The sequence below is a fragment of the Amycolatopsis sp. 3B14 genome (assembly GCF_050958625.1).
GTDB classification, from domain to species: Bacteria; Actinomycetota; Actinomycetes; order Mycobacteriales; family Pseudonocardiaceae; genus Amycolatopsis_E; species Amycolatopsis_E thermoflava.
In genome coordinates this window covers 143855-166146 of the sequence record NZ_JBHZEN010000009.1, presented here as the reverse complement: position 1 = coordinate 166146, position 22292 = coordinate 143855, and the positions used below count along the sequence as shown (strand labels likewise).

General features: G+C 72.1%; 18 protein-coding genes and 2 pseudogenes. 16 read left to right on the top strand and 4 right to left on the bottom strand.

Translation table 11 applies throughout. The annotated features are described in order from the left end of the window. Positions 1-25 precede the first annotated feature (25 nt). Entirely contained in the window at positions 26-1498 is a 1473-nt protein-coding gene (locus ACCP09_RS06860; RefSeq protein WP_433744113.1) for a class I adenylate-forming enzyme family protein, read from the bottom strand. 137 nt (positions 1499-1635) lie between these two features. Next, the gene (locus ACCP09_RS06855) at positions 1636-2847 is read right to left on the bottom strand and encodes a helix-turn-helix domain-containing protein (RefSeq protein ID WP_433744110.1); all 1212 of its coding nucleotides are present in this window, start codon (positions 2845-2847) and stop codon (positions 1636-1638) included. A 160-nt stretch (positions 2848-3007) separates the two neighbouring features. Here ACCP09_RS06855 and ACCP09_RS06850 point away from each other — a divergent pair, with 160 nt between their 5' ends. After that, on the top strand, positions 3008-3256 hold the full coding sequence (locus ACCP09_RS06850) for an RHS repeat-associated core domain-containing protein (RefSeq protein ID WP_378337300.1): 249 nt from the start codon (positions 3008-3010) through the stop codon (positions 3254-3256). Between the two features lie 429 nt (positions 3257-3685). Here the strand turns inward: ACCP09_RS06850 and ACCP09_RS06845 are convergent. Continuing rightward, positions 3686-4133: pseudogene (locus tag ACCP09_RS06845) on the bottom strand (Lrp/AsnC family transcriptional regulator); the annotation flags it as partial. A gap of 311 nt (positions 4134-4444) precedes the next feature. On the opposite strand from ACCP09_RS06845, the pseudogene ACCP09_RS06840 reads away from it, so the two are divergent. Both ACCP09_RS06840 and ACCP09_RS06835 read left to right on the top strand, forming a co-directional pair. Continuing rightward, a pseudogene (locus ACCP09_RS06840) lies at positions 4445-5169 on the top strand (DUF6537 domain-containing protein); the annotation flags it as partial. 22 nt (positions 5170-5191) lie between these two features. Beyond that, the gene (locus ACCP09_RS06835; RefSeq protein WP_433744105.1) at positions 5192-6229 is read left to right on the top strand and encodes a Glu/Leu/Phe/Val dehydrogenase dimerization domain-containing protein; all 1038 of its coding nucleotides are present in this window, start codon (positions 5192-5194) and stop codon (positions 6227-6229) included. On the opposite strand, the gene ACCP09_RS06830 is transcribed toward ACCP09_RS06835, so the two are convergent. Continuing rightward, positions 6217-6861 carry a TetR/AcrR family transcriptional regulator C-terminal domain-containing protein gene (locus tag ACCP09_RS06830; protein WP_378336827.1) on the bottom strand — a complete coding sequence of 215 codons (645 nt, stop codon included), beginning with the start codon at positions 6859-6861 and terminating at the stop codon, positions 6217-6219. The two genes, ACCP09_RS06835 and ACCP09_RS06830, sit on opposite strands and share 13 nt — an antisense overlap. Before the next feature lie 71 nt (positions 6862-6932). Between ACCP09_RS06830 and ACCP09_RS06825 the strand changes: the two genes are divergently transcribed. The 13 genes from ACCP09_RS06825 to ACCP09_RS06765 all read left to right on the top strand — a co-directional run bounded on the left by ACCP09_RS06825 (position 6933) and on the right by ACCP09_RS06765 (position 22280). After that, on the top strand, positions 6933-7874 hold the full coding sequence (locus tag ACCP09_RS06825) for a PDR/VanB family oxidoreductase (RefSeq protein ID WP_378336826.1): 942 nt from the start codon (positions 6933-6935) through the stop codon (positions 7872-7874). A 15-nt stretch (positions 7875-7889) separates the two neighbouring features. Beyond that, complete coding sequence (locus tag ACCP09_RS06820) at positions 7890-8564, top strand: MSMEG_1061 family FMN-dependent PPOX-type flavoprotein (RefSeq protein ID WP_378336825.1); 675 nt, start codon at positions 7890-7892, stop codon at positions 8562-8564. A 137-nt stretch (positions 8565-8701) separates the two neighbouring features. Next, positions 8702-9709, top strand: a complete 1008-nt coding sequence (locus ACCP09_RS06815) for an LLM class flavin-dependent oxidoreductase (protein ID WP_433744100.1) — start codon at positions 8702-8704, stop codon at positions 9707-9709. Between the two features lie 12 nt (positions 9710-9721). Next, the gene (locus ACCP09_RS06810; protein WP_433744097.1) at positions 9722-10159 is read left to right on the top strand and encodes a nuclear transport factor 2 family protein; all 438 of its coding nucleotides are present in this window, start codon (positions 9722-9724) and stop codon (positions 10157-10159) included. Between the two features lie 2 nt (positions 10160-10161). Further along, positions 10162-10977, top strand: a complete 816-nt coding sequence (locus ACCP09_RS06805) for an alpha/beta fold hydrolase (RefSeq protein WP_433744094.1) — start codon at positions 10162-10164, stop codon at positions 10975-10977. Beyond that, the gene (locus tag ACCP09_RS06800) at positions 10974-11912 is read left to right on the top strand and encodes a DUF1028 domain-containing protein (protein WP_433744091.1); all 939 of its coding nucleotides are present in this window, start codon (positions 10974-10976) and stop codon (positions 11910-11912) included. Before ACCP09_RS06805 ends, ACCP09_RS06800 begins: the two co-directional genes overlap by 4 nt. 448 nt (positions 11913-12360) lie before the next feature. Continuing rightward, a complete protein-coding gene (locus tag ACCP09_RS06795) occupies positions 12361-13506 on the top strand; it encodes a M20 family metallopeptidase (RefSeq protein ID WP_433744088.1) in 1146 nt (381 codons plus the stop codon). A 30-nt stretch (positions 13507-13536) separates the two neighbouring features. Continuing rightward, positions 13537-14619, top strand: a complete 1083-nt coding sequence (locus ACCP09_RS06790) for a DUF917 domain-containing protein (protein WP_433744085.1) — start codon at positions 13537-13539, stop codon at positions 14617-14619. Next, on the top strand, positions 14616-15965 hold the full coding sequence (locus ACCP09_RS06785; RefSeq protein ID WP_378336817.1) for a hydantoinase/oxoprolinase N-terminal domain-containing protein: 1350 nt from the start codon (positions 14616-14618) through the stop codon (positions 15963-15965). The genes ACCP09_RS06790 and ACCP09_RS06785 overlap by 4 nt, the downstream gene beginning before the upstream one ends. After that, positions 15962-17566: a helix-turn-helix domain-containing protein gene (locus ACCP09_RS06780; protein WP_378336816.1), complete on the top strand. Its 1605-nt coding sequence runs from the start codon at positions 15962-15964 to the stop codon at positions 17564-17566. The genes ACCP09_RS06785 and ACCP09_RS06780 overlap by 4 nt, the downstream gene beginning before the upstream one ends. An 80-nt stretch (positions 17567-17646) precedes the next feature. After that, positions 17647-18666 (top strand): glucose-6-phosphate dehydrogenase (coenzyme-F420), encoded by a 1020-nt coding sequence (gene fgd, locus ACCP09_RS06775; RefSeq protein WP_433744081.1) that lies wholly within the window; start codon positions 17647-17649, stop codon positions 18664-18666. Between the two features lie 117 nt (positions 18667-18783). Then, positions 18784-20355, top strand: coding sequence for a PucR family transcriptional regulator (locus ACCP09_RS06770; protein ID WP_433744078.1), 1572 nt, complete (start codon positions 18784-18786; stop codon positions 20353-20355). A gap of 578 nt (positions 20356-20933) precedes the next feature. Further along, the gene (locus ACCP09_RS06765) at positions 20934-22280 is read left to right on the top strand and encodes a CoA transferase (protein WP_433744075.1); all 1347 of its coding nucleotides are present in this window, start codon (positions 20934-20936) and stop codon (positions 22278-22280) included. Positions 22281-22292 lie beyond the last annotated feature (12 nt).

Here is a 22292-nt window from a genome sequence, read left to right as displayed (position 1 = left end):
CGGCAGGGGGAATGTGCCGCCAGGATCAGGCAGTGACAGGTGTCGCGCGAGCGCGCAGAACCGGCTTGTCGATCTTCCCGACCGAATTCTTCGGCATCTCGGCCACGACATCGATGCGGGCGGGGACTTTGTAGGCGGCGAGCCTTGTCCGCAGGAATGCGGCCAGTTCCTCGACTGAGGCGGTGCCGTCACGGCGCAGGGACACGACCGCGACCGGAACCTCACCCAGCACTGGATCGGGAACCCCGATCACGGCGGCTTCCAGCACGTCCGGGTGATCGTGCAGGACGGTCTCGATCTCCTTGGGGTAGATGTTTTCCCCGCCCCGGATGATCATGTCCTTGATCCGGTCGACCAGCACGAGGTAGCCGTCTTCGTCGAACCGGCCGACGTCTCCGGTGTGCAGCCAACCCCCGCGCAGTGTCTCCGCGGTCGCCTCCGGCCGGTTGAGGTAGCCCTTCATCACCGTGGGGCCCGACACCACGACCTCACCGGTTTCGTTCTTCCCGAGCAGCGACCCGTCTTCGGCCATGATCGCCACCCGCTGGCCGGGCATCGGCAGGCCGACGGTGCCGGGCTTGCGCGGACCGTGCACGGGGTTGAGGGTCGACGCGCAGGTGGCTTCCGACAGCCCGTATCCCTCGACGAGGCTGACGCTGTAGCGTTGCTCGACCGCCTTGATGAGCGGCGCCGGCATCGGCGCGGCCCCGCAGATGACGAAACGCAATGAGGACGTGTCGGGCACCTGGTCGGCGGGCAGGTTCACCAGCATCGCGAAGATCGCCGGCACCCCGGAGAAATACGTCGGCCGTGCCCGCTCCACCGACGCGAAGAAGCTGCGTGCGCTGAACTTGCCGACGATCGTGGTGCGTCCACCGGCGCGCAGTGGCGTCAGGATGCTGACCACGATGCCGTTGACGTGGAACAGCGGCAAGATCAACAGGCAGTGGTCGTCGGCATCGATGCCGGTTGCCTCGATCGCCGAGGCCGTCATGGCGTCGAGGTTGGCGTGCGTGAGCAACACTCCCTTCGGACGACCGGTGGTGCCGCTGGTGTAGATGATCAAGGCGATGTCACCGGACTCGGCGCGCGCCGGAGCTACCGAGTCGTCCGGGATGCCTGCGGTGAGCTCGTCGACCGGCACGACCACCGGCCCGTCCGCCGGCACATCGTCGAGGTGATCGGTGACCAGCACCGCCGCGCCGGAGTCGGCCAGCTGGTAGGCGGTCTCGGCGGCCGTGAGCACAGGATTGACCGGAGTGAGCGCCGCGCCGAGTCGCCACGCGGCGAACATCGCCACCACCAGTTCGACTCGGTTCGTGAGCTTCACCGCGACGACGCCCCCAGCGCGGAGCCCGGCATCGTGCAACCGGCTGGCTGCGCTGCTGACCATGGCTGCGAAGTCGCTGTTGGTGACGGCCGGATGTCCATCGTCGGCGAGGATGAGGCCGTCGGGCGCGGTACGGCGACGCTCCTCGGGGAGTAAAGCGAAGTGCATGAGACCCGTCCTCGTTGTCGGGGCGACCCACCTGGGCGGCAGGTGACAGGACCGTACGAGGAGGACTGTGGCGCGCACTATGGCACCGGCTCCGAACTTGACCGGCAGCTTTGTGCGAATTGCACGAAGGAGGCTCGTCAATCGAGAACAGCGGCTCCAAGCCACCCCGCGGCGTGCAAAGCGACCTGCAGATCGTAGGTCGGCTCGGGCAGCGTCTGCCCGGGTAGCAGCTCCACCGCCCGCTCGACGCGGTATTGAACCGAATTGCGGTGCATCGTCAACGTCGCGGCCGCCGCCGACACGCTGCTGCGTGCGCATAGGTAGGTCCAGAGTGTCTGACGGAGGACCTCGATACGGGCATCCGGGCGGGCCAGATCGCCCAGCTGCCTGCGCACGAACGCCCTCAGCTCCTCGACGTCGTGCACCATCAGCGCGACGGGGGTCATCTCACTGAAGCGGGCCCAGCCGGACCGACCGTCGATCCCGGCGGGCGGTTTGCCATCGCCTGAGGTGAGCACGACGCGCACCCGCTCGGCCTGGCGGTAGGAGCGGCGGAAGCCGTCCACGCCGTGTGCGGCCGCGCCGATGGCGACCAAGGCCGCCGGCTCGACGTCGGCGGTGATGCGCGACTCGGCCGTGTCGGACACGGTCAACCACAACGCGGTGACGCCGTCACCGAGCTCGACGGCGAGATGCGCTCGTGCCCGCAACGCCAGGCGAAGGACCTCCACGACTGTGTCAGCGGCACGTGGAGCGGCAGTCTGGATCAACACGCATCGGTGAATACCGTCGAAGCCGTAGCCGAGAACTCGTTCCGCCTGGTCGGCGGTGATGGGCCGGTGCTCCAGCAGATCGGTGACCACCCGGCGGCGGAGCCCCTGACTACCCGACAGCCACGCCTCACGCTCCACCTCATAGGCGCGGGCCACCTGCGAGGTCACCTCGTCGAGCCAGAACGTGCTTCGCCGGACCAACAGCGCCAGTACGTCGGCTCGAACCTCGTCGGGGATCCGCGCCCCGAACCGGAAGACCAAGTCGATGAAGCGTGAGTGACCGACCCGGTAGGCGCGGATGAGCGCGGACAACGGCACCCCGTTGCGCGCCAGTGCTCGGGCGTACGCCAAAGCGGAATCCGGCGCGTCGATCGATCCCGCGTCCTCATCGTGAATGAGCGAGTTCACTCCGCCGACGACGTTCTCGGAGACGCTGGCCTCCAGCAACCGGACGATCGCGGCGTCGTGGTCAAGCTCGGGGATCCGCGCCCGCATTTCGCCGATCAGCTCCGCGATGAATCCCTCGCGGGCCTCGAGGAGACGCCCGACGATCGCGGCCGCATGGTCATCGCTCACCGACTCACCGTACCTTCCGAAACACGCGTGCTCGATTCTCACACCAGGAAGACCCACGACGGGGGTGACTATGGCAGTCCTGATCCCCTCGTGACGGTGAGCCAGCTCGCTGCGGTAGTGCAAGACCTGCCCGATCGCGCCCCTGACCTGCCGCGCTTCGTTGGCCACGACATCGGACCGAGCCACAGGCACGGTCACCGGGTCGCGCGCATACAGCCCGTTCGGCGAGTTCACCGCCACCGACGGCACCCGGACAGCACTCGGATATCAGCACCAATACGCCGACCCGGTCACCGGTAACACCAACATGGGTGCACGGTGGTACGACCCCACCACCGGTGGTTTCACCTCGCGCGACAATGCGGACCTCGACCCGCGCGACTTTGTCAACGGCAGGTGCCAGTTGTGAAAGGAAATCGTGGGTTGTCGGTCTACGGGTGCTGGTAGACGAGGTCGATTGGTCTTCTCGAGTAGTTGTGATCATCCAATTTCCATCGCAATGCAGTGGGGTGGTGTCGAGGGGGAAGGTTCCGGGTGAGCACCCGATAAGACTGGTGGTGCTGTTACACCAGGATTTCGCTCTGTTTCGAGTAGTGCGAGACCGACGGTTGGCGTGGACAGCTTCGCGGAGTGGAGAGATTTGTGTGGTTCGTCAAGCGCCAGTGCAAGAGCGGTCGCTCTGAAGATGATGCCCGTTGGCGCGGCACCACCATTGTGCCGGAACGACCACGGTGGACCGTGGTGCCGCGAGCCACGCCGGACCCGAAGGTGATCCTCCCTCGGGAGGACCCAGATCTTGTCGACACAGGTCCGGTGAGGTCGGGGTTTCGGTGGGCCGTTGCTGCCCGCGCGTCCACGAGTCGAGCACGATCAGGATTTTCGTGCTGGTGATGCGGCGGCTGCGGCGCAGCTCGTCGATCGTATGTTGGAGGTGCTTGCATGTCGCGCACGCGCAGCCACACCAGGGCGCCCGGGTCGCCGGCGATGGTGAACACCGCTTGTGCCTCCGGCATCCGCGTGGTGGTTTGGCGGATTTCCTCGACGTTCGTGGTGCTGAAGAACCGCAGCTGGGTGAACGCTTCGATGCTCCACCCGAGCTTGGTGTGATCGACCTGCACCGTGAAACCGGTGATCACCCCCGATTCCTGCAGGCGGTCGACGCGGCGCTTCACCGCGGCCGTCGACAGCGCGACGCGGGAGGCGATGTCGGCCAGTGTCCGGCGCGCGTCCTCGCGCAGCAGGGCCAGGATCTCGCGGTCGGTCGCGTCCTGGAGTTCATCCGCCATGACGCGCATCGTGCGCAATAGATGCGGCCGGCCCCGTCGTTGTGCGCCGGATTTTTGCGTCCTGTCCCAGAGATAGCTGCCCGTTGTTGCGCGGACTGCTCCGCGGCCGCTGAAGTGATCCACGTCCCACCGGCGCGACGTGGAAAGGCGCGGCATGACCACCTTCACCCTGGACGAGCGGTACGTGCGTGAGGCGGGACCGGTCTACCTGACCGGTGTACAGGCCCTGGTCCGCGCGGTGCTCGACCGCGTCCGCCACGACCGTCGGTCGGGCGCGGACCACGCCGCCTTCGTCTCCGGTTACGAGGGCTCAGCTCGTGGCCGACCCGGACGCGCTCGCCACCGAACCGGCCCCCGCCGTGCCCGCGGCGCCGGAAGCCGCGCGCCGCGTGCGAGCACTCGTCCGCCCCGGCGACGACGAACTGGCGCGCATCCTCGACATCCGGGTCACCGAGCTGATCGCCTACCAGAACGAGGACTACGCCCGCACCACGCCGAGTTTGTCGAGCAGGTGCGCACCCGGGCCGGTGACGGCCCGCTCAACCGGGCGGTCGCGCACAACCTCCACAAACTCATGGCCTACAAGGACTAATACGAGGTCGCCCGCCTGTCACTGGACCCGGCGCTGACCGAGGGGATCGCGGCCGAGTTCGGGGACGGCGCCCGCTACGCCTACCAGCTCCACCCGCCCGTGCTGCGCGCGCTCGGCCTCAAGCGCAAGATCGCGCTCGGCCCGTGGTCGCGTCCCGTGCTGCGCCTGCTGCGGGCCGGCCGGCGGCTGCGCGGAACCCCGCCTCGACCTCTTCGGCTACGCCCGGGTTCGGCGGGTTGAACGCGAGCTCGTCACCGAGTACCGCGAGGCGATCACCCACGCGCTCGCGGGACCCGAAGACGTGGCGCTCGAAATCGCCGAACTGCCCGACCTGGTGCGCGGCTACGAGGAATCAAGCTCGCCAACGTCGACACCTACCGCCGTCGCCTTGCCGAACTGCGGGACGCGGGGAACCGGGACCGCACACCCCGGATCAGCGCCTGATCCCCTGAACGAGGAGAACGTGATGTCCTTCGAACACGAACACCTACGCGTCGCCCGCGGCCCGCGCTCGGGTCTGCCGATCGCGGTCGCCGTGCACTCCACCCGGCTCGGGCCCGCGCTGGGCGGCTGCCGTCTCTGGGAGTACCCGTCCTGGGAGGACGGGATTCGCGACGTGCTCCGCCTGGCCGCGGCGATGACCGTCAAATGCGCCGTGGCCGGCCTCCCCACCGGCGGTGGCAAGAGCGTCATCGCGGTGCCGCCGGGGCACCGCCTGGACGCGGGGCGACGTCGCGCCGCTCTGCTCGACCTCGGTGACCTGGTCGACTCACTGGGCGGTCGCTACCGCACGGCCGAGGACGTCGGGACCAGCACCGCCGACATGGCCGTGGTCCGCGAACGGACCCCGCACGTGCTCGGCCTGGCCGGAGAACCCGCGGAGGCGACCGCGCGAGGGGTGTTCGCAGCACTCGAAGCCACCGTCGAGCGGGTGGCCGCCGGCACTGGCCTCGCCGGGCTGCGCTTCGCGGTTTCGGGGCTGGGACAGGTCGGCTCGCGCCTGGCCCGGATGCTCGCCGCCCGAGGTGCGCGGGTCACCGCCACCGACGTCGACCCGGCGAAGCAGGCGGTCGCGGCCGAGGTGGGGGCCATCTGGGCCGGGCCTCGCGAGGTGCTCACCGCTCCCACGGACGTGTTCGTGCCGGCCGGTGTCGGCGGACTGCTCACCGCCGAGGTGATCGCCGGGCTCCGGTGCCGCGCGGTCGTCGGGCCCGCCAACAACCAGCTCGCCACCGACGACGCGGACCTCCGGCTGGCCGAGCGGGGAATCCTGTGGGCGCCGGACTTCGTCGCCAATGCGGGCGGCGCGCTGTACGCGATCTTGCGCGAGGGGGACGGCGTGGACGCCGACACCCTCGACGCGCGGGTCCGCGGGATCGGAGACACCGTGGCAGAGTTGTTCGCGCGCGCGGAGCGCGACGGAACCACCCCGTTGGCGGCGGCCAGGGCGCTCGCGGCCGAGCGGCTGGGGACGGAACCGGCCGTCGCGGCTCAGGCGGTGTAGCGCCGCACGCCACCCAGGAGCAGCTCCAGCCCGAAGGCGAACCGCGCGTCGAAGTCGAACAGGTGCTGGACCGGGCTGGCGGCCAGGTGGTGGTACCCGCCCGCCGAAACGGCGTCCAGCAGGACGCCGACCTCGTCGCCGCTCGCACCCTGTTGCTCGAGGGCTTCGCCCAGCACGAAGCAGAAGACCGTGCTAGCCGCCCACAATGCCGGCTCCCCGGGAAGGCCCGAGTCCCGCATGCAGCCGACGAGAGTGTCCACGAAGGACAGGTTGTTCCGCTTCGCCGCGTAGTTCCCGCCGACGATGCGTGCGCCGTCGCGTTGCGCGAGCAACGCCGCGCGCAGTCCGGTGGCCAGCCGCCGGGTTCGGGCATCCCAGTCCGTGTCGGCCGGGTCCCGCGACGCCAGAGCGCGCGCCAGGATCGCTTCGGCCATGTCGTCCAGTAGCGCGTCCTTGTCGGCGTAGAGCCGGTAGATCGTCGGCAGGTGGGTGCCGAGCCGCTCGGCCAGCCGTCGCATCGTCAGCGACTCCAGCCCCCCGTCGTTGACCTGGTCGAGCGCCGCCCGCACCAGTTTTCCGCCACGCAGGGCGGCGAGGGTGCCCCGGTCGCTGTCCTTTGGCTTCGTTGACACGTTAACAACGTTATCACTACACTCCCGGGCCAGGTCAGTAACATTGTTAACGAGGAGTGGGTCGGATGGGCGTGGCCGAGCAAGAGGTGATCGTCCGGCAGCTGCGGTGGGAAGCGGACGGCGTGGTGTCGCTGGAACTGCGGTCACGCGCCGGGGATCCGCTGCCGCCGTGGGAACCGGGCGCGCACGTGGATCTGGTGCTGCCGACCGGGATCGAACGGCAGTACTCGCTGTGCGGCCCGCTCGCCGACCGGTCGTGTTACCGGATCGGCATCCGGCGGGAGCGCAGGAGCCGTGGCGGCTCGGAGTACGTGCACGCGTTCCTGCGCCCCGGTCAGCGGCTGCGCATCAAGGGCCCGCGCAACAACTTCGGTTTCCGCCGCGCCGGGTCCTACCTGTTCGTCGCGGGCGGGATCGGGATCACGCCGATCCTGCCGATGGTCCGCCAGGCTGACGCCTGGGGTGCGGACTGGACACTGCTCTACGGCGGGCACACCGAAGCGTCCATGCCCTTCCGAGACGAGTTGCGCGACCACGGCGGGCGCGTGCACTGCTACCCCGCGGACAAGGTCGGCCGCATGCCACTGGCCGAGGCCCTTGCGGAGGTCCGTCCCGGGCTGGAGGCCTACGCGTGCGGCCCCGAACCGCTGATCGCCGGTGTGCGGGAGGCGGCGGCCCACTGGCCGGACGGCACCGTCCACATCGAACGCTTCAAGCCGCGGGCGCGTGCGTCGATCGCGGCGGACGCGCCGGTCGACGTGGTGTGCGCGGCGTCCGGCAAGACGGTCACGGTGCCCGCGGGCCGGAGCATCCTCACCGCACTCGAGGAGGCCGGCGTCGCCACGGCGTCGTCCTGCCGTTCCGGTGTCTGCGGGTCCTGCGAGACCCGGGTGCTCGACGGAGTGCCCGACCACCGCGACGAGATCCTCGGCGAGGCCGGCCGCGCCGCCGGGGACCGGATGTTCATCTGCGTGTCCCGCGCGCACACCCCGAAGCTCACCCTCGACCTCTAGACCAGGAGTGCCGGCATGACCGCAGTCCCTCGAACCGCCGCCGACGACTACCAGCCGATCACCATGGAACGCGTCCGGGAGGTCATCGGGTTCCCGGAACCGTTCATCGCCGACAAGAAGGAACCGCGACTGGGCGAGTTCGCCGCGCGGTTCATCGCCCACAGCCCCTTCTTCTGCCTGTCCACGGTCGGCGCCGACGGCCAGCTCGACACCAGCCCGAAGGGGGACCCGCCCGGCTCCGTGCGTGTCCTGGACCCGTGGACGCTGGCAATCCCGGACCGCCCCGGGAACAAGCTCGCCGACACCTTCGAAAACCTCAGCCGGAACCCGGCCGTCGGTCTGGTCTTCTTCGTGCCCGGGCTGCGGGAAGTGTTGCGTGTCAACGGTGACGCGTTCGTCACCGACGACCCGGAGCTGCTCGGCATGCTCGGCGCGGACGGCAAACCCGCCGTGCTCGCCACAATCGTCCGGATCCGCGAGGTGTTCGGGCAGTGCGGCAAGGCGATCATCCGGTCGAAACTGTGGGAAGGCGACCAGCGGGGACTGGCAGAAGCCGTGCTCCTGGGCGGGGACTACTACACCATGACCATCGCCGAGAACGCCAGGAAGATGAACGACAACCTCGGCGAGTTGGTGGGCGGCGGCCTGCACGCCGTCATCGACGACCACTACAAGCACACGTTGTACTAACGCGAAACCGTGCGCGTCGTGCACCGCGCACAATCCCGCGCTCCCCGGTTCATCACCGCGCACGAAGCGCGGACACCGGCCTGGTTCGTAAGTTCTGCCACAACGTTGTGATCCGGTCCGCACGACAGGAGCCGTCGATGACCCACCCCGTTCGCAGCAGGCTGGGAGTGCTGCTGGGCAGCACCACCCCGCCGGAACAGATCGGCAAGCACGCCGCGGCCGCGGAATCAGCCGGCTTCGGGGAGTTGTGGCTCCCGGAGGACTACTTCTTCCTCGGCGGTGTGGCCGGCGCCGCGCTCGCTCTCGGCGCCACGTCGCACATCCCCGTCGGCATCGGCGTCGTGTCCTCGGTGGTCCGCCATCCGGCGCTGCTCGCCATGGAGATCGGCACCCTCGCCCGCGCCTACCCGGGCAGGCTGATCCCCGGGATCGGGCACGGCGTCCCCGCCTGGACCACGCAGATGGGCCTGACCCAGCAGTCACCGATGAGCGCCCTGCGCGAAACGCTCACCGGGGTCCGGGCGTTGCTCAGCGGGGAGACAGTCGACGCCGAGGGGCGGTTCGCCACCTTCCGCGGTGTCACGCTCACCCACCCGGTCCCCGAACCCGTGCCGCTGTTCACCGGAGTGCTCGGCGACAAGGGACTCGAACTGACCGGGCGCCTGGCCGACGGCTTGCTCGTCAGCGCTCTCGCGCCGGTCGAGTACGTGCGGGCCGCGCGGCGCAAGCTCGACGCCGCGGCCGAGGCCGCCGGACGCGACGAGCGCATCACGATCAGCGTCCTGGCCGCCACCAACGTCACGCGCGACCCGGGCCAGGTGGCCGCCACGCGCGAGGCGCTCAAAGCCGTCCTCGCTTTCTACCTCGCCGCAACGGGTCCCGGCCCGCTCTTCGGCGCGGTCGGCGTCAACGAACACCTCGCGGACATGCTCGCGCGGGGCGGTCCCGAGGTGGTCGCCGCGGAGATGCCGGAGGCGTGGATCGACGTCTTCGGAATCGTCGGCGGCCAGGACACCGCGCGGGCGCGCATCGGGGAGTACCTCGACGCCGGCGCGGACAACGTCGCCATCGCGACCGTCGTCGCGGACGGAGCGGAAGAAACCCTCGCCGCCGTCGGTGAACTGACCGGCGAATTCACCCACTGAAAGGGCACGACCATGAGCAGTGACCTCGAACGGATCCTCGCGGTGCACCAGGGCTGGTACGAGGCCAACGTCGGCCTCGTCGCCGACCGGATGCTGGCCTACTTCCCGGAGGGCGACGGGTACCACCAATTCAACCTCAACGGCCACACCTACCACGGCGTCCTGGACAAGCACCGCCTGTGGGTCAACGCCGCGAAGATCGGGCTGGACATCACCGCGATCAAGGACACCGTGGGCCCCGACGTCCAGATCTTCGGCGACGTCGCGCTGCTCACCGCCGAAGGAGTCGCCGACGTCGTGGCACCGGGGCAGGCCGACGCGGTGCCCACCCCGTTCCGCACCACCGAGTTCTTCCGCCGCGACGACGGCACGGGCAACCCGGACTGGCGGATCTGGCACATGCACGTCAGCGTCCAGGACCCGCAGATGCCCAAGCACGGGACGGAGTGAGGATGGGCCTGGACCGCGTCAGCGTCGCGGGGCCGGCGGGCCGGTTGTCGGTGGTGCGCACCACCGGTGACCGGCCCGGGAACCCGCTCCTGCTCATCCACCCCATCAACTCCGCCGCCGTGGTCTGGGCAGACGTGGCCGCGCTGCTCGACCGGCCGGTCGTGGCGCTGGACCTGCGCGGGCACGGCGACTCCGGGCAGGCCGGGCCGTTCACCGTCGAGGAGGGCTACGTCCCGGACGTCCTGGCCGTGCTCGACACCCTCGGGCTGGACCGGGTGCACCTCGGCGGCGGTTCACTCGGCGGCACGATCTCCGTGGCGTTGGCGGCGCTGCACCCGCGCCGGGTCGCCAGCGTCACGACGTTCGGCTCGACGCTGGGCACCGGAGTGCCGGCCGAGGCGATCGGCGCGATGGTGACCGAACTCGAGGCCAAGGGCACCGCCGGGTACTTCGCCGACCTGGTGCCCGCCATCGTGGGCCGGGCGCACCGGGACTCCGCCCGGATCCGGGAGGTGATGGCGGAGGCGGTCGGGACCCGGCCGGAAACGGTGGTCGCCGACATCCTGCACGGGGCCTTCGGCGCGGACATCCGGCACCTGGCCGGCAAGGTCGCCGCCGCCGGGATTCCCGTGCTGGCGGTGGCGGGCGACGAGGACCCGACGTGCCCGCCCGCCATGTCGCGCGAACTGGCCGAGGCCACCGGCGGCACCGCGGCGGAACTGGCCGGGACCGGCCACCTGCCGATGCTGGAGGAGACCGAGCGGGTGGCGGACCTCCTCCGGCAGCACATCGCGAGCGCCGGGGAAGGACAGCCGTGACGTACTCGATCGTGGCGCGCGATCCGGCCACCGGTCAGCTCGGCGTCGGCGCCCAGACCCACTTCTTCGGTGTCGGCGCGTTGCTGCCCTGGGCCGAGGCGGGCGTCGGCGCGGTGGCCACCCAGGCGTTCGTCAACGTCGGCTACGGCCCGCGCGGCCTGGAGTTGCTGCGGGCCGGTGTTCCCGCGGCGACCACTGTGGACCTCCTGGTGGCCGAGGACCCGGACGTCGCCTACCGCCAGGTGGGCGTGGTCGACGCGCGGGGCTCGGTGGGCCTGCACACCGGCGGGTCCTGCGCGCCGCACGCCGCGTTCGCCCGGGGACACCAAGTCGCGGTGCTGGGGAACATGCTGGCCGAGCCCGGGGTGTGTCAGGCCGCGCTGGCCGCCTTCGAGTCCGCTGACGGGGACCTCGCCGACCGCATCCTCGCCGGGCTCCGGGCCGCGGAGGCGGCCGGGGGAGACGTGCGCGGTTCGCAGTCGGCCGCGCTGCAGGTGGTGTCGGGCCGCCGCGGTCCGGCGCCGTGGGACGAAGTGGTCGTCGACCTGCGCGTCGACGACCATCCCGACCCGCTGGCCGAGTTGTCGCGGCTGCTGCCCCGGTCGCGGGCGTTCGGTGCCGTCGGCGGCGTGATGTTCACGCGCGGGCTGACGCTCGGGCCGTTCGAGGGGGTCGAACCGGACGAGCTGGAGGAACGCCTGCGAGCCCTGGCCTCGGCGGCGGAGGTCATCGGGCCGGACAACCGCGAAGCCGACTTCTGGCGCGCGGTGCTGCTCGCCCGCGCCGGGCGGCACCGGGAGGCCGCCGACCTGTTCGCCGACGTCGTGGCGTTCCGGCCGGCGTTGCTGCGGTTCGCCGAAGGGCTGGCCCCGCTCGGGTTTCTCGACAGCGAAGCGCTCGCCGCGATCACCGCGCGCGCCGGGGAGGCGGCCTGATGTTGGTGTCGAGCGGCTGTGATCGTGTTGGCGGCAAAGTCGGCCTGGTAGGGCTGGCGGGTGCGCAGGATCGCGTGCGGGACGTTGATCCGTCGTCGGGCGGGTGCGATGAGGGCTTGGTGGTGTCGTTTGCCCTCGGCGCGTTTGCGCCGGTAGAAGGCTGTGCCGGCGGGGTCGCACTGTTGCGGGACCGGTGCGAGACCAGCGGCGGGAGCGAGCGGGTCGGACTTGGCCGCACCACCCTTGGTGGCGCGTCGCGGCCGGTTCACGACCGAGCCGGGCACGTGGACCAGCCGGATCGCGGCCTCCCGCAACATCGCGGCCAGCAGGGCGGCCACGCCGCCCACCGCGTTCGTGCGGCGCGTCCCTGTTCCGCCGTCAACCCTGCCGTGCCCGCGCACCGCGATCATTCCGGACAATCAGGGGCACACCTGGAAGGAAGGGCCGCATGAACGCCGCGGCCGCCGTGCGCGCCGACCGGGTGACCGACCTGGCCGCGGAGCTGATCCGGTGCGACACGCGGAATCCGCCCGGCGGCGAACGGCCGGTGGTCGAACCGCTGTCGGCCGTGCTGCGCGAGCTGGGTGCGGAGGTCGAGATCTTCGAGCCGGAGCCGGGCCGCCCGTCCGTGCTCGCCCGCATCGGCTCCGGTGACGGCCCCACGCTGCTGGTCAACGGACACGTGGACGTCGTTCCCGTGTCCGAAGCGGACTGGTCCGTGCCGCCGTTCCGCGGGCAGGTGCGCGACGGCCTGCTCTACGGTCGCGGCGCCTGCGACATGAAGGGCGGGATCGCCGCGGCGCTGGAAGGGATGCGCGCCTGCCGGGACGCGGGCGTCGTCCCGCCGGCCACCATCGCCTTCCACTTCGTGGCCGACGAGGAGACCGGTGGCCGCGCCGGCACCGGGGCGCTGGTCGCCGCCGGGCTCGTGCACGCCGACGCCGCCGTTGTCCCCGAACCCAGCGAGCTGCGAGTCGGGGTGGCCGAGCGGGGTTCGTTGATGGCGGAGATCGTCGTGCGCGGCCGGGCGGCGCACGGCAGCGATCCGGCGGCCTGGCACTCGGCGGTCGCCGACGCGGCGCGGATCGCCACCGCGCTCCACCTCGCCGACTTCGGCACCGACGCGCACCCGTTCCTGGGTTCGCCCACCTGCAACGTGGGGACGATCGAGGGCGGCACCGCGGCCAACATCGTGGCCGCGCAGTGCCGGCTGCGCGTCGACCGGCGGGTGCTGCCCGGCCAGACCCGCGAGCAGGCGCTGGCGACCCTGACCGGGTTGATCGACGCCACCGGCGAATTCGACTATCAGGTCGAGGTCCTCGCCTTCGCCGAGGGGTCCGAGGTGGACGTCGGGCACCCCTTCGTCGCCGAAGTCCGGCGGGCGGCCGGGGACGCACCGGTCCGGGGACTGAAACTCGGTACGGACGCGCGCTTCCTGCGCAACCAGCTCGGTATCCCGTCCGTGGTGTACGGGCCCGGTTCGATGAGCGTCGCGCACACCGCCGACGAGTACGTCCCGGTCCGCGACCTGGTCACCGCCGCCCGCACGTTCGCCGGGCTGTACGCGACCTTCCGGGGTGTCACAGCCTCGTGAGCAGGCGCGATGGCGGTTAGGGTCTCCCGTATGGACCAGGTGGCCGAAACCGCGATCGACGACGTCGTGCACGGGGCCGTGCACTTCGGCAGCGGTGGCGGCGGCGATCCGTACCTGGGGCAGCAACTGCTGACCGCGACCATCCGGCGGCACGGGCCGGTGCCGCTCGTGCGGGCGGACGAACTCGCGCCGGACGCCCTCGTGCTGCCGGTGGTGTCCGGGGGAACCCCGCACGCCCTCATCGAGAAGGCGCACAGCGCCGCCGAAGCGGAGATCCTCCGGTCGGCGGTGGAAACCCGCGCCGGCCGGAAGTGCGCGGCCGTCCTGCCGGTCCAGCTCGGCAGCGTCAACGTCGCCGTTCCCCTGGCCGTCGCGGCCGAACTCGGGCTGCCGTGCCTGGACGTCGACCTCATGCGCCGCACCCTGCCCTCGATCGACATGACGCTGCTGCGGCTGGCCGGGCTGCCCGTGCCGCCCATCACCGTCGTCGGGGGCGCCGGGGTCGTGGCGGAGTTCAGCAGCGGCGCCGACACCGTGCTCAGCGAACTCGTGCGCGCGGTCATGCCCGCGCTGGGCCTCGTCGCGCTGATCAGCGCGTACCGGGTGACCGCAGGCGACTGCGCCCGGCTCGGCGTGGCCGGCTCGATCAGCGAGTGCGCCCGGATCGGTGCGGGTCTCGCCGATGTTTCCCCGGCACACCCGGACGGGTACGAGCCGTACCTGCGTGCCTGCGGCGGACGTCTGGTGTGCACCGGAACGGTCGCCGAGATCGTGCAGCATTCCGCCGACGGGTGGCCCCGTGGCGTCGTTTCCGTGCGGACACCCGAGGGCTTCGTCCGGATCGACTTCCAGAACGAGAACCTGGTCCTCAGCCGGGAGGGCACGGTGCTCGCCACAGTGCCCGACCTGATCGGCCTGGCCGACGCGGAGACCGGCGCCCTGACGCAGACCGTCGACCTCGCCGTCGGTCAGGACGTGCACGTGATCACCAGCCCGGTCGACGACCGGTGGCACACGCCCGAGGGACTCGCGGTGGTGGGTCCCCGCGCCTTCGGCTACGCCGTCGACCCGGTTCGGTTCGACGGTGCGATCCCCGCGGTGGGCACGCGATGACGACGCCGGCGCGACCTCGGCTGCGGGTGGGCGTAGACGCCGTCACCGCCCGCGCGGTGGCGGTGGACGAGCGGAACCGGATCGTGTCGTCCCACCGCGGACGTCCCGGCGACTCGCCGGGGCGGCTGCACGACGCGCTGATCGCCGGGGGGCTCGACACCGCGGCGATCGACCGGGTCGTGGCGATCCTGCCCGAGCCGACGGTCGCCGACGTGATCGCCGGGTCCCGCGTCGGCGTCCTGCGCATCGGTGCTCCGGCCGCGACCGCGCTCCCGCCGCTCGCGGGGTGGCCCGTCCGCCTCTCCGCGGCGCTCGCGGGACCGGTGGCGATGGTGCGCGGCGGGCACGAGTACGACGGCCGGGCCTCCGCACCCCTGGACCTCGCGGCCGTGGCCGGGTTCGCCCGCAGGTGCGCCGGGAACGTCGGTGCCGTCGCGGTGGCCGGAATCCACGGGCTGGAGAACCCCGAGCACGAACAGCGCGCCGCGGCCGTGATCGCCGACGAACTCGGGCCGGACGCGCCGGTGATCCAGGGGGGTGCGACGGAGGCGCTCGGCCTCCTGGAGCGGGAGCACACCGCCGTGCTCGACGCCGCACTGGTCGCGACCGCGCGCGCCCGGATCGGCGAACTGGGCACGGCGGTGCGGGCGCGGAACCCGGGTGTGGAGCTGTACGTCGTCCGCGGCGACGGGACAGTACTGCCCGCGCTCGACGCGCTCCGCCGGGCCACGGCTGCCACCGGGGCGGCGCGGGCGGCGCTGATCCACGGCGCGGCCCGGCTGGCGGGCCTGACCTCGGCCACGGTGGTGGAGGTGAGCGCCGACCGCGCGATCGTCGGCGCGACACACGCCGGGTTGCTCCCGGAATCGGGGCTGCGCCGCGAAATCGGCGGTGTCCGGACGGGCTTGCGCACCCCGTCGACGACCACGGTGCACCGCGATGACGCCTTCCCGTCCCGGCTGCTCGCGGCGCTCGCCCGGGCGCGGCACGGGTTCGACGAAATGCCGGTCGTGATCGTCGGCGAGCGGGCGGACGTCCTGCCCGATCCACCGGACGTCCCCGTGGTCCGGCCGCCCGACGGAGATCTCGCGGCGGCGGTGGGTGCCGCGACCGCCGAGGCGGCGGGTTCGATCGACCGCATCTTCTGGCAGGGCAGCGGTGGGCGGGCGGACTCGGTGGCTCGTGCCCGGCGGCTCGCCCGGGACGCTGCGGTCCGGGCGGGCGCCGATCCCCGTGCACTGCGGGAAACACCGGTGACGGAGGCGTTGATGACCTACGTCCCGGTTCCCGCCGCGCGCCTGCGGGTGACCGCCGTCGGGCCGCTCCTGGAACCGGTGTCACCGTGACCACGTCCGCGACGGTCACCCTCGGCCAGCTGCTGGACCTCGACCTGCTCCCGGACCACGAGGTGCTCGGCGGGGAAGACGGGCTGCGGCGGCCCGTCGGCCGGGTCGTCGCCGGCTCCACCGTCGGCGAGATCTCCGAGCTCGCGCCGCGCAGTGTCGTGGTGTTCGGCCGTGAGCAGCTCACCCTCGACGACCTCGCGGCGGATCTCGCGATCCGGCTGGCCGGCAGCGCGGGGCTGTCCGGGATCATCGCCGCGCGCCCGCCCCGGCCGATCCCCTTCGCCACCCGCCGCCTCGCCGACCGGCTGGCGCTGCCGCTCATCGGTGTCGAGGACATCGTCCCCGCCCGGGTGATCACCGCGTTCGACCCCTACGTCCGTGCCCCCGAGATCGCGGGCCTGCGCGTGCTGGGCGATGCCGCGCGCCGCTTCCAGCGCCCGCCCGCCACCGCGAACGCACTCACTTCGCAGCTCGCGGCGATGCTCGCGGAACCGGTCGCCCTCCTCGACGCCGAATCCCGTTTCGTGGCAGGCGATCCGGCGGTGCACGCGCTGCTCGCCGCCGGTGCCGGAACCGCGGAGCTGGGCGATCCGCGTCCGGTGGCCGTGATCGTCGAGACCGCCCGTGGTGACGTGATGCTGCAACCGGTCCAGGTCGACGCGGCGGGGCCGGCGGTCTACTGGATCGCCGTGCGGCGGCCCCGCTCGGCCGCCGGGGTGCTGCTCGAACCGGTCCGCCGCGCGATCGCGATCGCATCCCTGTCCTTCGCGGTCCACGTGGCGGGGGAGGCCATCCGGATCGAACGGGAACACCGGCGGCGGTCATTGCTGCTCAACGAAATCCTCGAACAGCCGGAGGAGCCGGGACGGCGCACGGTCGAGCGGGCAGGCGCACTGGGCTGGCGGCTCGCCGGCTGGCACACCGCGGTGCAGGTCCAGGTCTCGGCCGCGCCCGCCGCGGTCCGGATGTCCGCACTGGGCGTGGAACTGGAAGAACACCTCACCCGGCACGGCCTCGGCGCGACGCTCGTCGAACGCGCCGAAGGCTGGGTGTTCTGGTCGACCACCGAGGCGGAGGCCGACGCGGCGGACCCCGGTCCGCTGGTGGAACGGCTCACGAGGACGCTCACCGCCGTCGAGGCGGAGCACCCGGGGCTGCGCCTGTGCGCGGGGGTGGGCCGTGCGCACGAGGGCACGGCCGGCATCGGCCGCTCCGCCGACCAGGCTCGCCGGGCGGCCCTGCTCGCCCACACCGCGCACCGTCCCGCGGCTGTCGAGCACATCGACGCCGGCAGCACGCGGAGGCTGATCGCCGGGTGGTACGGCTCGGCGCCCCTGCGCGGTGCCGCGGCCGACCTGCTCGCTCCGCTCGCCGAGGCCGACCCGACCGGGGAACTGGTCCGCACCCTGCGGTGCTACCTGGACTGCCAGTCGTCGGCGAAGGCGGCCGGAGCGGCCCTCGGGGTCCACCGCAACACGGTCATGCAGCGCATGGAGCGGATCGCCGGGCTGCTGGCCGCCGACCTCGGCGATCCCGACGACCGCCTGGCCGTGCACCTGGCCACGCGCGCCGTCGACGTCGACTGGGACGACCCGGACTGACGGCGCGCACAGAACGGCGGGCCGAGGTTCGGCCACCGTGCACCATGACCTGGCCGCGTCCGGCCGGTTGACTCTCCGGAATGGACACACACACCGCGGGAATCACCGTCGGTTACAAGGCGTCGGCCGAGCAGTTCGGGCCGCGTGAACTGGTCGAGCTGGCCGTGCTGGCCGAAGCGCGGGGGTTCGACTCCGTGATGGTCAGCGACCACTACCAGCCCTGGCGGCACCGCGGTGGGCACGCACCGTTTTCGATGGCCTGGCTGGCCGCGGTGGGGGAGCGCACCGAACGGGTCCGGCTCGGGACCAGCGTGCTCACCGCGACGTTCCGGTACAACCCGGCCGTGGTGGCCCAGGCCTTCGGGACCCTGGGCGCGCTCTACCCCGGGCGGATCGTGCTCGGTCTCGGTACCGGCGAAGCGCTCAACGAGGTCTCGGTCGGCCGCGAGGAGTGGCCCGGGTTCCGCGAACGGTTCGCGCGCCTGCGCGAGGCGATCGACCTCATCCGTCGATTGTGGACCGAGGACCGGGTGAGTTTCGACGGCGAGTACTACCGGACGGAGAACGCGACCGTCTACGACCGGCCGCCGCGACCGGTTCCGCTCTACGTCGCGGCGGGCGGTCCGGTGGTGGCGAAGTTCGCCGGCCGGGTGGCGGACGGCTTCATCTGCACCAGCGGCAAGGGCATGGAGCTCTACACGGAGAAGTTGCAGCCCGCTGTCGACGCCGGTGCCGAGCAGGCCGGCCGCAAGCCCGCGGACGTGGTGCGTTCCATCGAGATCAAGGTTTCCTACGACACCGACGCCAGTGCCGCGGTCGCGAACACCAGGTTCTGGGCGCCGCTGTCCCTGACCGCCGAGCAGAAACACGGCATCTCCGATCCCGTCGACATGGAGCGCGTCGCCGACGAGCTGCCGATGACCCAGGTCGCGTCCCGGTGGATCGTCTCCGCCGACCCGGACGACGTCGTGGCGCGGATCCGGCCGTACGTCGACGCCGGTTTCACCGATCTGGTGCTCCACGCTCCCGGTGGCGACCAGGCCCGGTTCCTCGAGCTGGCCCGCAAGGACCTCCTGCCCAGGTTGCGAGCCTTGGCCTGAGGGGTGCTCATCGCCCTGCCGAGCGGTCCGGGCAGGGCGATGAGCACACTGACGGCCTTCCGCTCGGTCCTTAGCCTTACGCCAACGCGACCCGGCGTGGACGGAAGGAGCGGTCCGATGACGACGGTTGAGGATCGGCCGGCAGCACCGGTTACCCCCGTGGAAGCGGTGATCCGGTTGCCGCTCCTCGTCGGCGCGCGGCGTGGCTGGTTCAGCGTGCTGGCGCCGGCTTCGGGGCTGGACCGGCCGCTGAAGGGGGTCACGAGGTGGGACGCCACCCCGGCACCGGGCCGGGATCAGCTGGTGCTGCTGCCCCGTCGAACCGGGCCCGAGTTCGCCGCGGCAGTGGCCGAGGCCGGTCGTGCGGGCGCCGCCGCGGTGGTCGTGCGCGAAGGCTGCCTGCCTCCGGAGTGCGACGTCACGGCGGCCGCCGCACGGGCCGGGGTGCCGGTGCTCGCGGCGGACGACCGGGTCAGCTGGGCGGAGATCGGCACACTCGTGCGGTCCCTGCTGCACGGCACCCGGTTCGGCGCGCGCGGTGCCACGCCCACCGCAGGCGGGCTCTACGAACTCGCCGAGAGCGCGGCTCTCGCCTTGGACGGCGCGGTCGTGGTCACCGACGCCGCCCTGCGCGTGCTCGCCTTCGGGTGCCGGGACGCGGTCGACGACCTTACCGGCGAGACGATCCTCGCCCGGCGCGTCCCGGCGGCGTTGCGGACCCAGCTCGCGCGGGTGCGCGGCGTGGCACGCCTCGACGTACCCGGGGCGGGACCGCGGTGGGCCGCTCCGATCCGCGTCGGCGGGGTGGTCGGGGGGTACGTGCTGTTCGCGCCCGGTCCGGACACGCCCGGGGCCGCGCCGCGGGTGCTGAGCGAGTTGTCGGTGGCCGCCGCGGCCTGGTTCATCGACGAGCCCACCGGGCGCGATGACGAAGACGCTATTCGCGCCGAGCTGTTGCGCGGGCTGCTCACCGGCACGGGGTCGCTGGAAGCGCTGTCCGAGCGGCTCGGTATGCCTGCCACCCAGGGGTGGCACCTCACGAGCCTCGGCGCCCATGCAGGCGCACTCGCGGTCACCCCGGACCTCGAAGGAGCGCTGGCACGCTGCGCGCGCATGTTGAACCCCGGCACGGCGACCGTGGTACTGGGCCACCTCGTGTTCGTGTTGTTCCCCGCGGCGCCCGGCCCGGGCCCGGCCGGCTTCGCCGAGCGCCTGCGGCGGCGTGCTTCCACGAGCGCCGGGGTGCCCTTGGTGGCCTGCGTCAGCCGGCCGTGCGGCAGCAGTGAAGAGGTCCGTACCGAACGCGGGGCTCTCGGGCACGCCGTAGCCGTGCTGGCCGCGCGGCCCGCGCCGGTCACCGCCGATCTGGCCGACCTGCGCCCGCACGTGCTGATGACCGAGCTGGCGGACCTGGCCGGTGAGCATCCCGGCCTGCTCACCGGCGCACTCGACGTGTTGCGCCGCGACCGGTCGCCGCGCGGCGCTGAATACCTGGACACACTGCGGTGCTGGTTCGACGCCGGCGGCGACGCCACCCGCGCCGCCGCCGAGCTCCAGGTGCACCGCAACACCTTCCGCTACCGGCTCCAGCGCATCGAAGCGCTGTGCGGGGTCGACCTCGACGACCCCGTGCAGCGCTTCACGCTCGAGCTGCAGACCCGTCTGCTCGCGCTGCGCGGCGGCTGGTGAGCGCCACCGGAGGACATTCCGGCTCGCGGCCGTTTCGCCCGCGTGCCCTCGTCATCAGGAGCTCCTGTGCTCCACGGCAGCCTCATCCAACTCGACACCCGCGCGGCGTCTACACGCGGCCCCTGTGCGGCATCTACGCCGTCCTCGCCCTGGCCGCGCTCGTCCGCAACCGCCGGCACATCCTGCCCACCCTCGCCGCACCGTTCCGGCGGCACCGGGATCAAAGCCCGGCCGACGAGCAGCAGAGGCTTACCCCGTCGCGATGAGCGAGGATGAGGCCATGAATTGGCGGGATGAGCTTGTGCAGGGAGTTGACGACGTGCTCAACGAGGCCGGCCAGCGACACGGTTGCCCATCACTGAGGTGGGATCTCGACGCAGGGGGCGGGTAGGCCAGTAACGGGAGTAGGATGACCGACTATTGGACATATGAGTATCTGCGATCCAGCTCACTCTGCTCATGGGTCGCATCCCCGGGTCTGAACGAGCGTTTCCCATGCGTGGTGAATCCCTTCGCAAGCGGACGGAGGACCGCACGGAACACCGGTGGCGCTGCGACATGTGTGTGACGATGTCCCGGTGCGAGGACTTCTTCCCCTGGCGGGTATGCGCCTGCGCGTGCCCGGCACCGGGGCGGCGGCATGGCATGCGGCGCGGATGCTGGGCGGGCTGGGAGCGTCCGTGGTCTGCGAGGCGGAGAACCAGGGCTCGGCAGCGGATTGGGCGGCCTCCGGCGTCACGGCGCTGACCGGGACCCGGGACGGCGATCCGGTGCTGCCGCCGGGCCAGGCGGCCAGCGCGGTGCGTGGGGCGTTGCTGGCGCTCGAGTCGCTCTGCGCGCAGGCGGGACGCCCGGTGGCGCTGCCGGGCGTGGGCGTGTTGTCGGAGCGGGCCGCGATCATGGGGTTGCGCCGCGACGCGCCACGAGCGCCGCGCGGGGCGTTCCGGGTGTTGCGGGCTGCTGACTCCTGGGTGGGGCTGAACCTGGCCCGGCCATCGGATGAGGAGTTGCTCCCGGCGTGGCTGGAGGATGCGGACCCGGTGCTGGAGGAGGTGGTCGCGCGGCGAACGGCGAGCGAGCTGGCCGAGCGGGCCCGGTTGCTGGGGTTGCCGTTCGCGGTGCTGCCTTCGGGGCCTGACGAGCAGTTGATCGCGCGTGGGCAGGTGCCGGAGGTGCGGCCGTTCGTGCTCACTGGCGGGCCGGGGACGCGGCGGGGATTTCTGCCGCCGACCTTGGTGGTGGATCTGTCGGCGTTGTGGGCGGGGCCGTTGTGCGGGCACCTGCTGACCCTGGCGGGGGCGCGGGTGGTCAAGGTCGAGAGCCTGTCCCGTCCGGACGGTGCCCGCTCGGGGGAACGGGAGTTCTACGACCTGCTGCACGCGGGGCAGGAGTCGGTGGCGCTGAACTTCGGGTCGCCGGAGGGGCGGGCGTCGCTGGCGCGGTTGGTCGAGGCGGCGGATGTGGTGATCGAGGGGTCGCGGCCGCGGGCGTTGCGGCAGCTGGGCATCGACGCCGACGAGGTGCTGGCGCGGGCGCGGGACAAAGTGTGGATCAGCATCACCGCATACGGGCGGACGGGGCCGTGGGCGAACGTGCCGGGGTTCGGAGACGACGCGGCACTGGCGGCGGGGTTGCTGGCGTTCGATCCGGTGACCGGGGTGCCGTCGCCGGTCGGGGACGCGATCGCGGATCCGGTGACGGGGGTGAACGCGGCGCTGGTCGCGGTGGCCTGCCGGATGGCCGGCGGGACGTGGCTGGCGGACCTGGCGTTGCGGGAGCAGATCGCGGCCACCCTGGAGTTGCCGGGGGAGCCGGGACCGCCGGGAGAGGTGGCCGCTCCGGTGGCGCGCACCCCGGCCGGGCGGGCGCCGGAGCTGGGTGCGGACACCGGACGGGTGCTGGCCGAGCTGGGGGCGCGGTGCTGATTCAGCGCGCGG

What these genes read in the sequence shown, in the direction of transcription:
- ACCP09_RS06785 (WP_378336817.1), top strand. Translation starts at nt 14,616, where the DNA reads ATGACGACGCCGGCGCGACCTCGGCTGCGGGTGGGCGTAGACGCCGTC.
- ACCP09_RS06815 (WP_433744100.1), top strand. Translation starts at nt 8,702, where the DNA reads ATGACCCACCCCGTTCGCAGCAGGCTGGGAGTGCTGCTGGGCAGCACC.
- ACCP09_RS06860 (WP_433744113.1), bottom strand. Translation starts at nt 1,498, where the DNA reads ATGCACTTCGCTTTACTCCCCGAGGAGCGTCGCCGTACCGCGCCCGAC.
- fgd (WP_433744081.1), top strand. Translation starts at nt 17,647, where the DNA reads ATGGACACACACACCGCGGGAATCACCGTCGGTTACAAGGCGTCGGCC.
- ACCP09_RS06835 (WP_433744105.1), top strand. Translation starts at nt 5,192, where the DNA reads ATGTCCTTCGAACACGAACACCTACGCGTCGCCCGCGGCCCGCGCTCG.
- ACCP09_RS06795 (WP_433744088.1), top strand. Translation starts at nt 12,361, where the DNA reads ATGAACGCCGCGGCCGCCGTGCGCGCCGACCGGGTGACCGACCTGGCC.
- ACCP09_RS06810 (WP_433744097.1), top strand. Translation starts at nt 9,722, where the DNA reads ATGAGCAGTGACCTCGAACGGATCCTCGCGGTGCACCAGGGCTGGTAC.
- ACCP09_RS06770 (WP_433744078.1), top strand. Translation starts at nt 18,784, where the DNA reads ATGACGACGGTTGAGGATCGGCCGGCAGCACCGGTTACCCCCGTGGAA.
- ACCP09_RS06805 (WP_433744094.1), top strand. Translation starts at nt 10,162, where the DNA reads ATGGGCCTGGACCGCGTCAGCGTCGCGGGGCCGGCGGGCCGGTTGTCG.
- ACCP09_RS06820 (WP_378336825.1), top strand. Translation starts at nt 7,890, where the DNA reads ATGACCGCAGTCCCTCGAACCGCCGCCGACGACTACCAGCCGATCACC.
- ACCP09_RS06790 (WP_433744085.1), top strand. Translation starts at nt 13,537, where the DNA reads ATGGACCAGGTGGCCGAAACCGCGATCGACGACGTCGTGCACGGGGCC.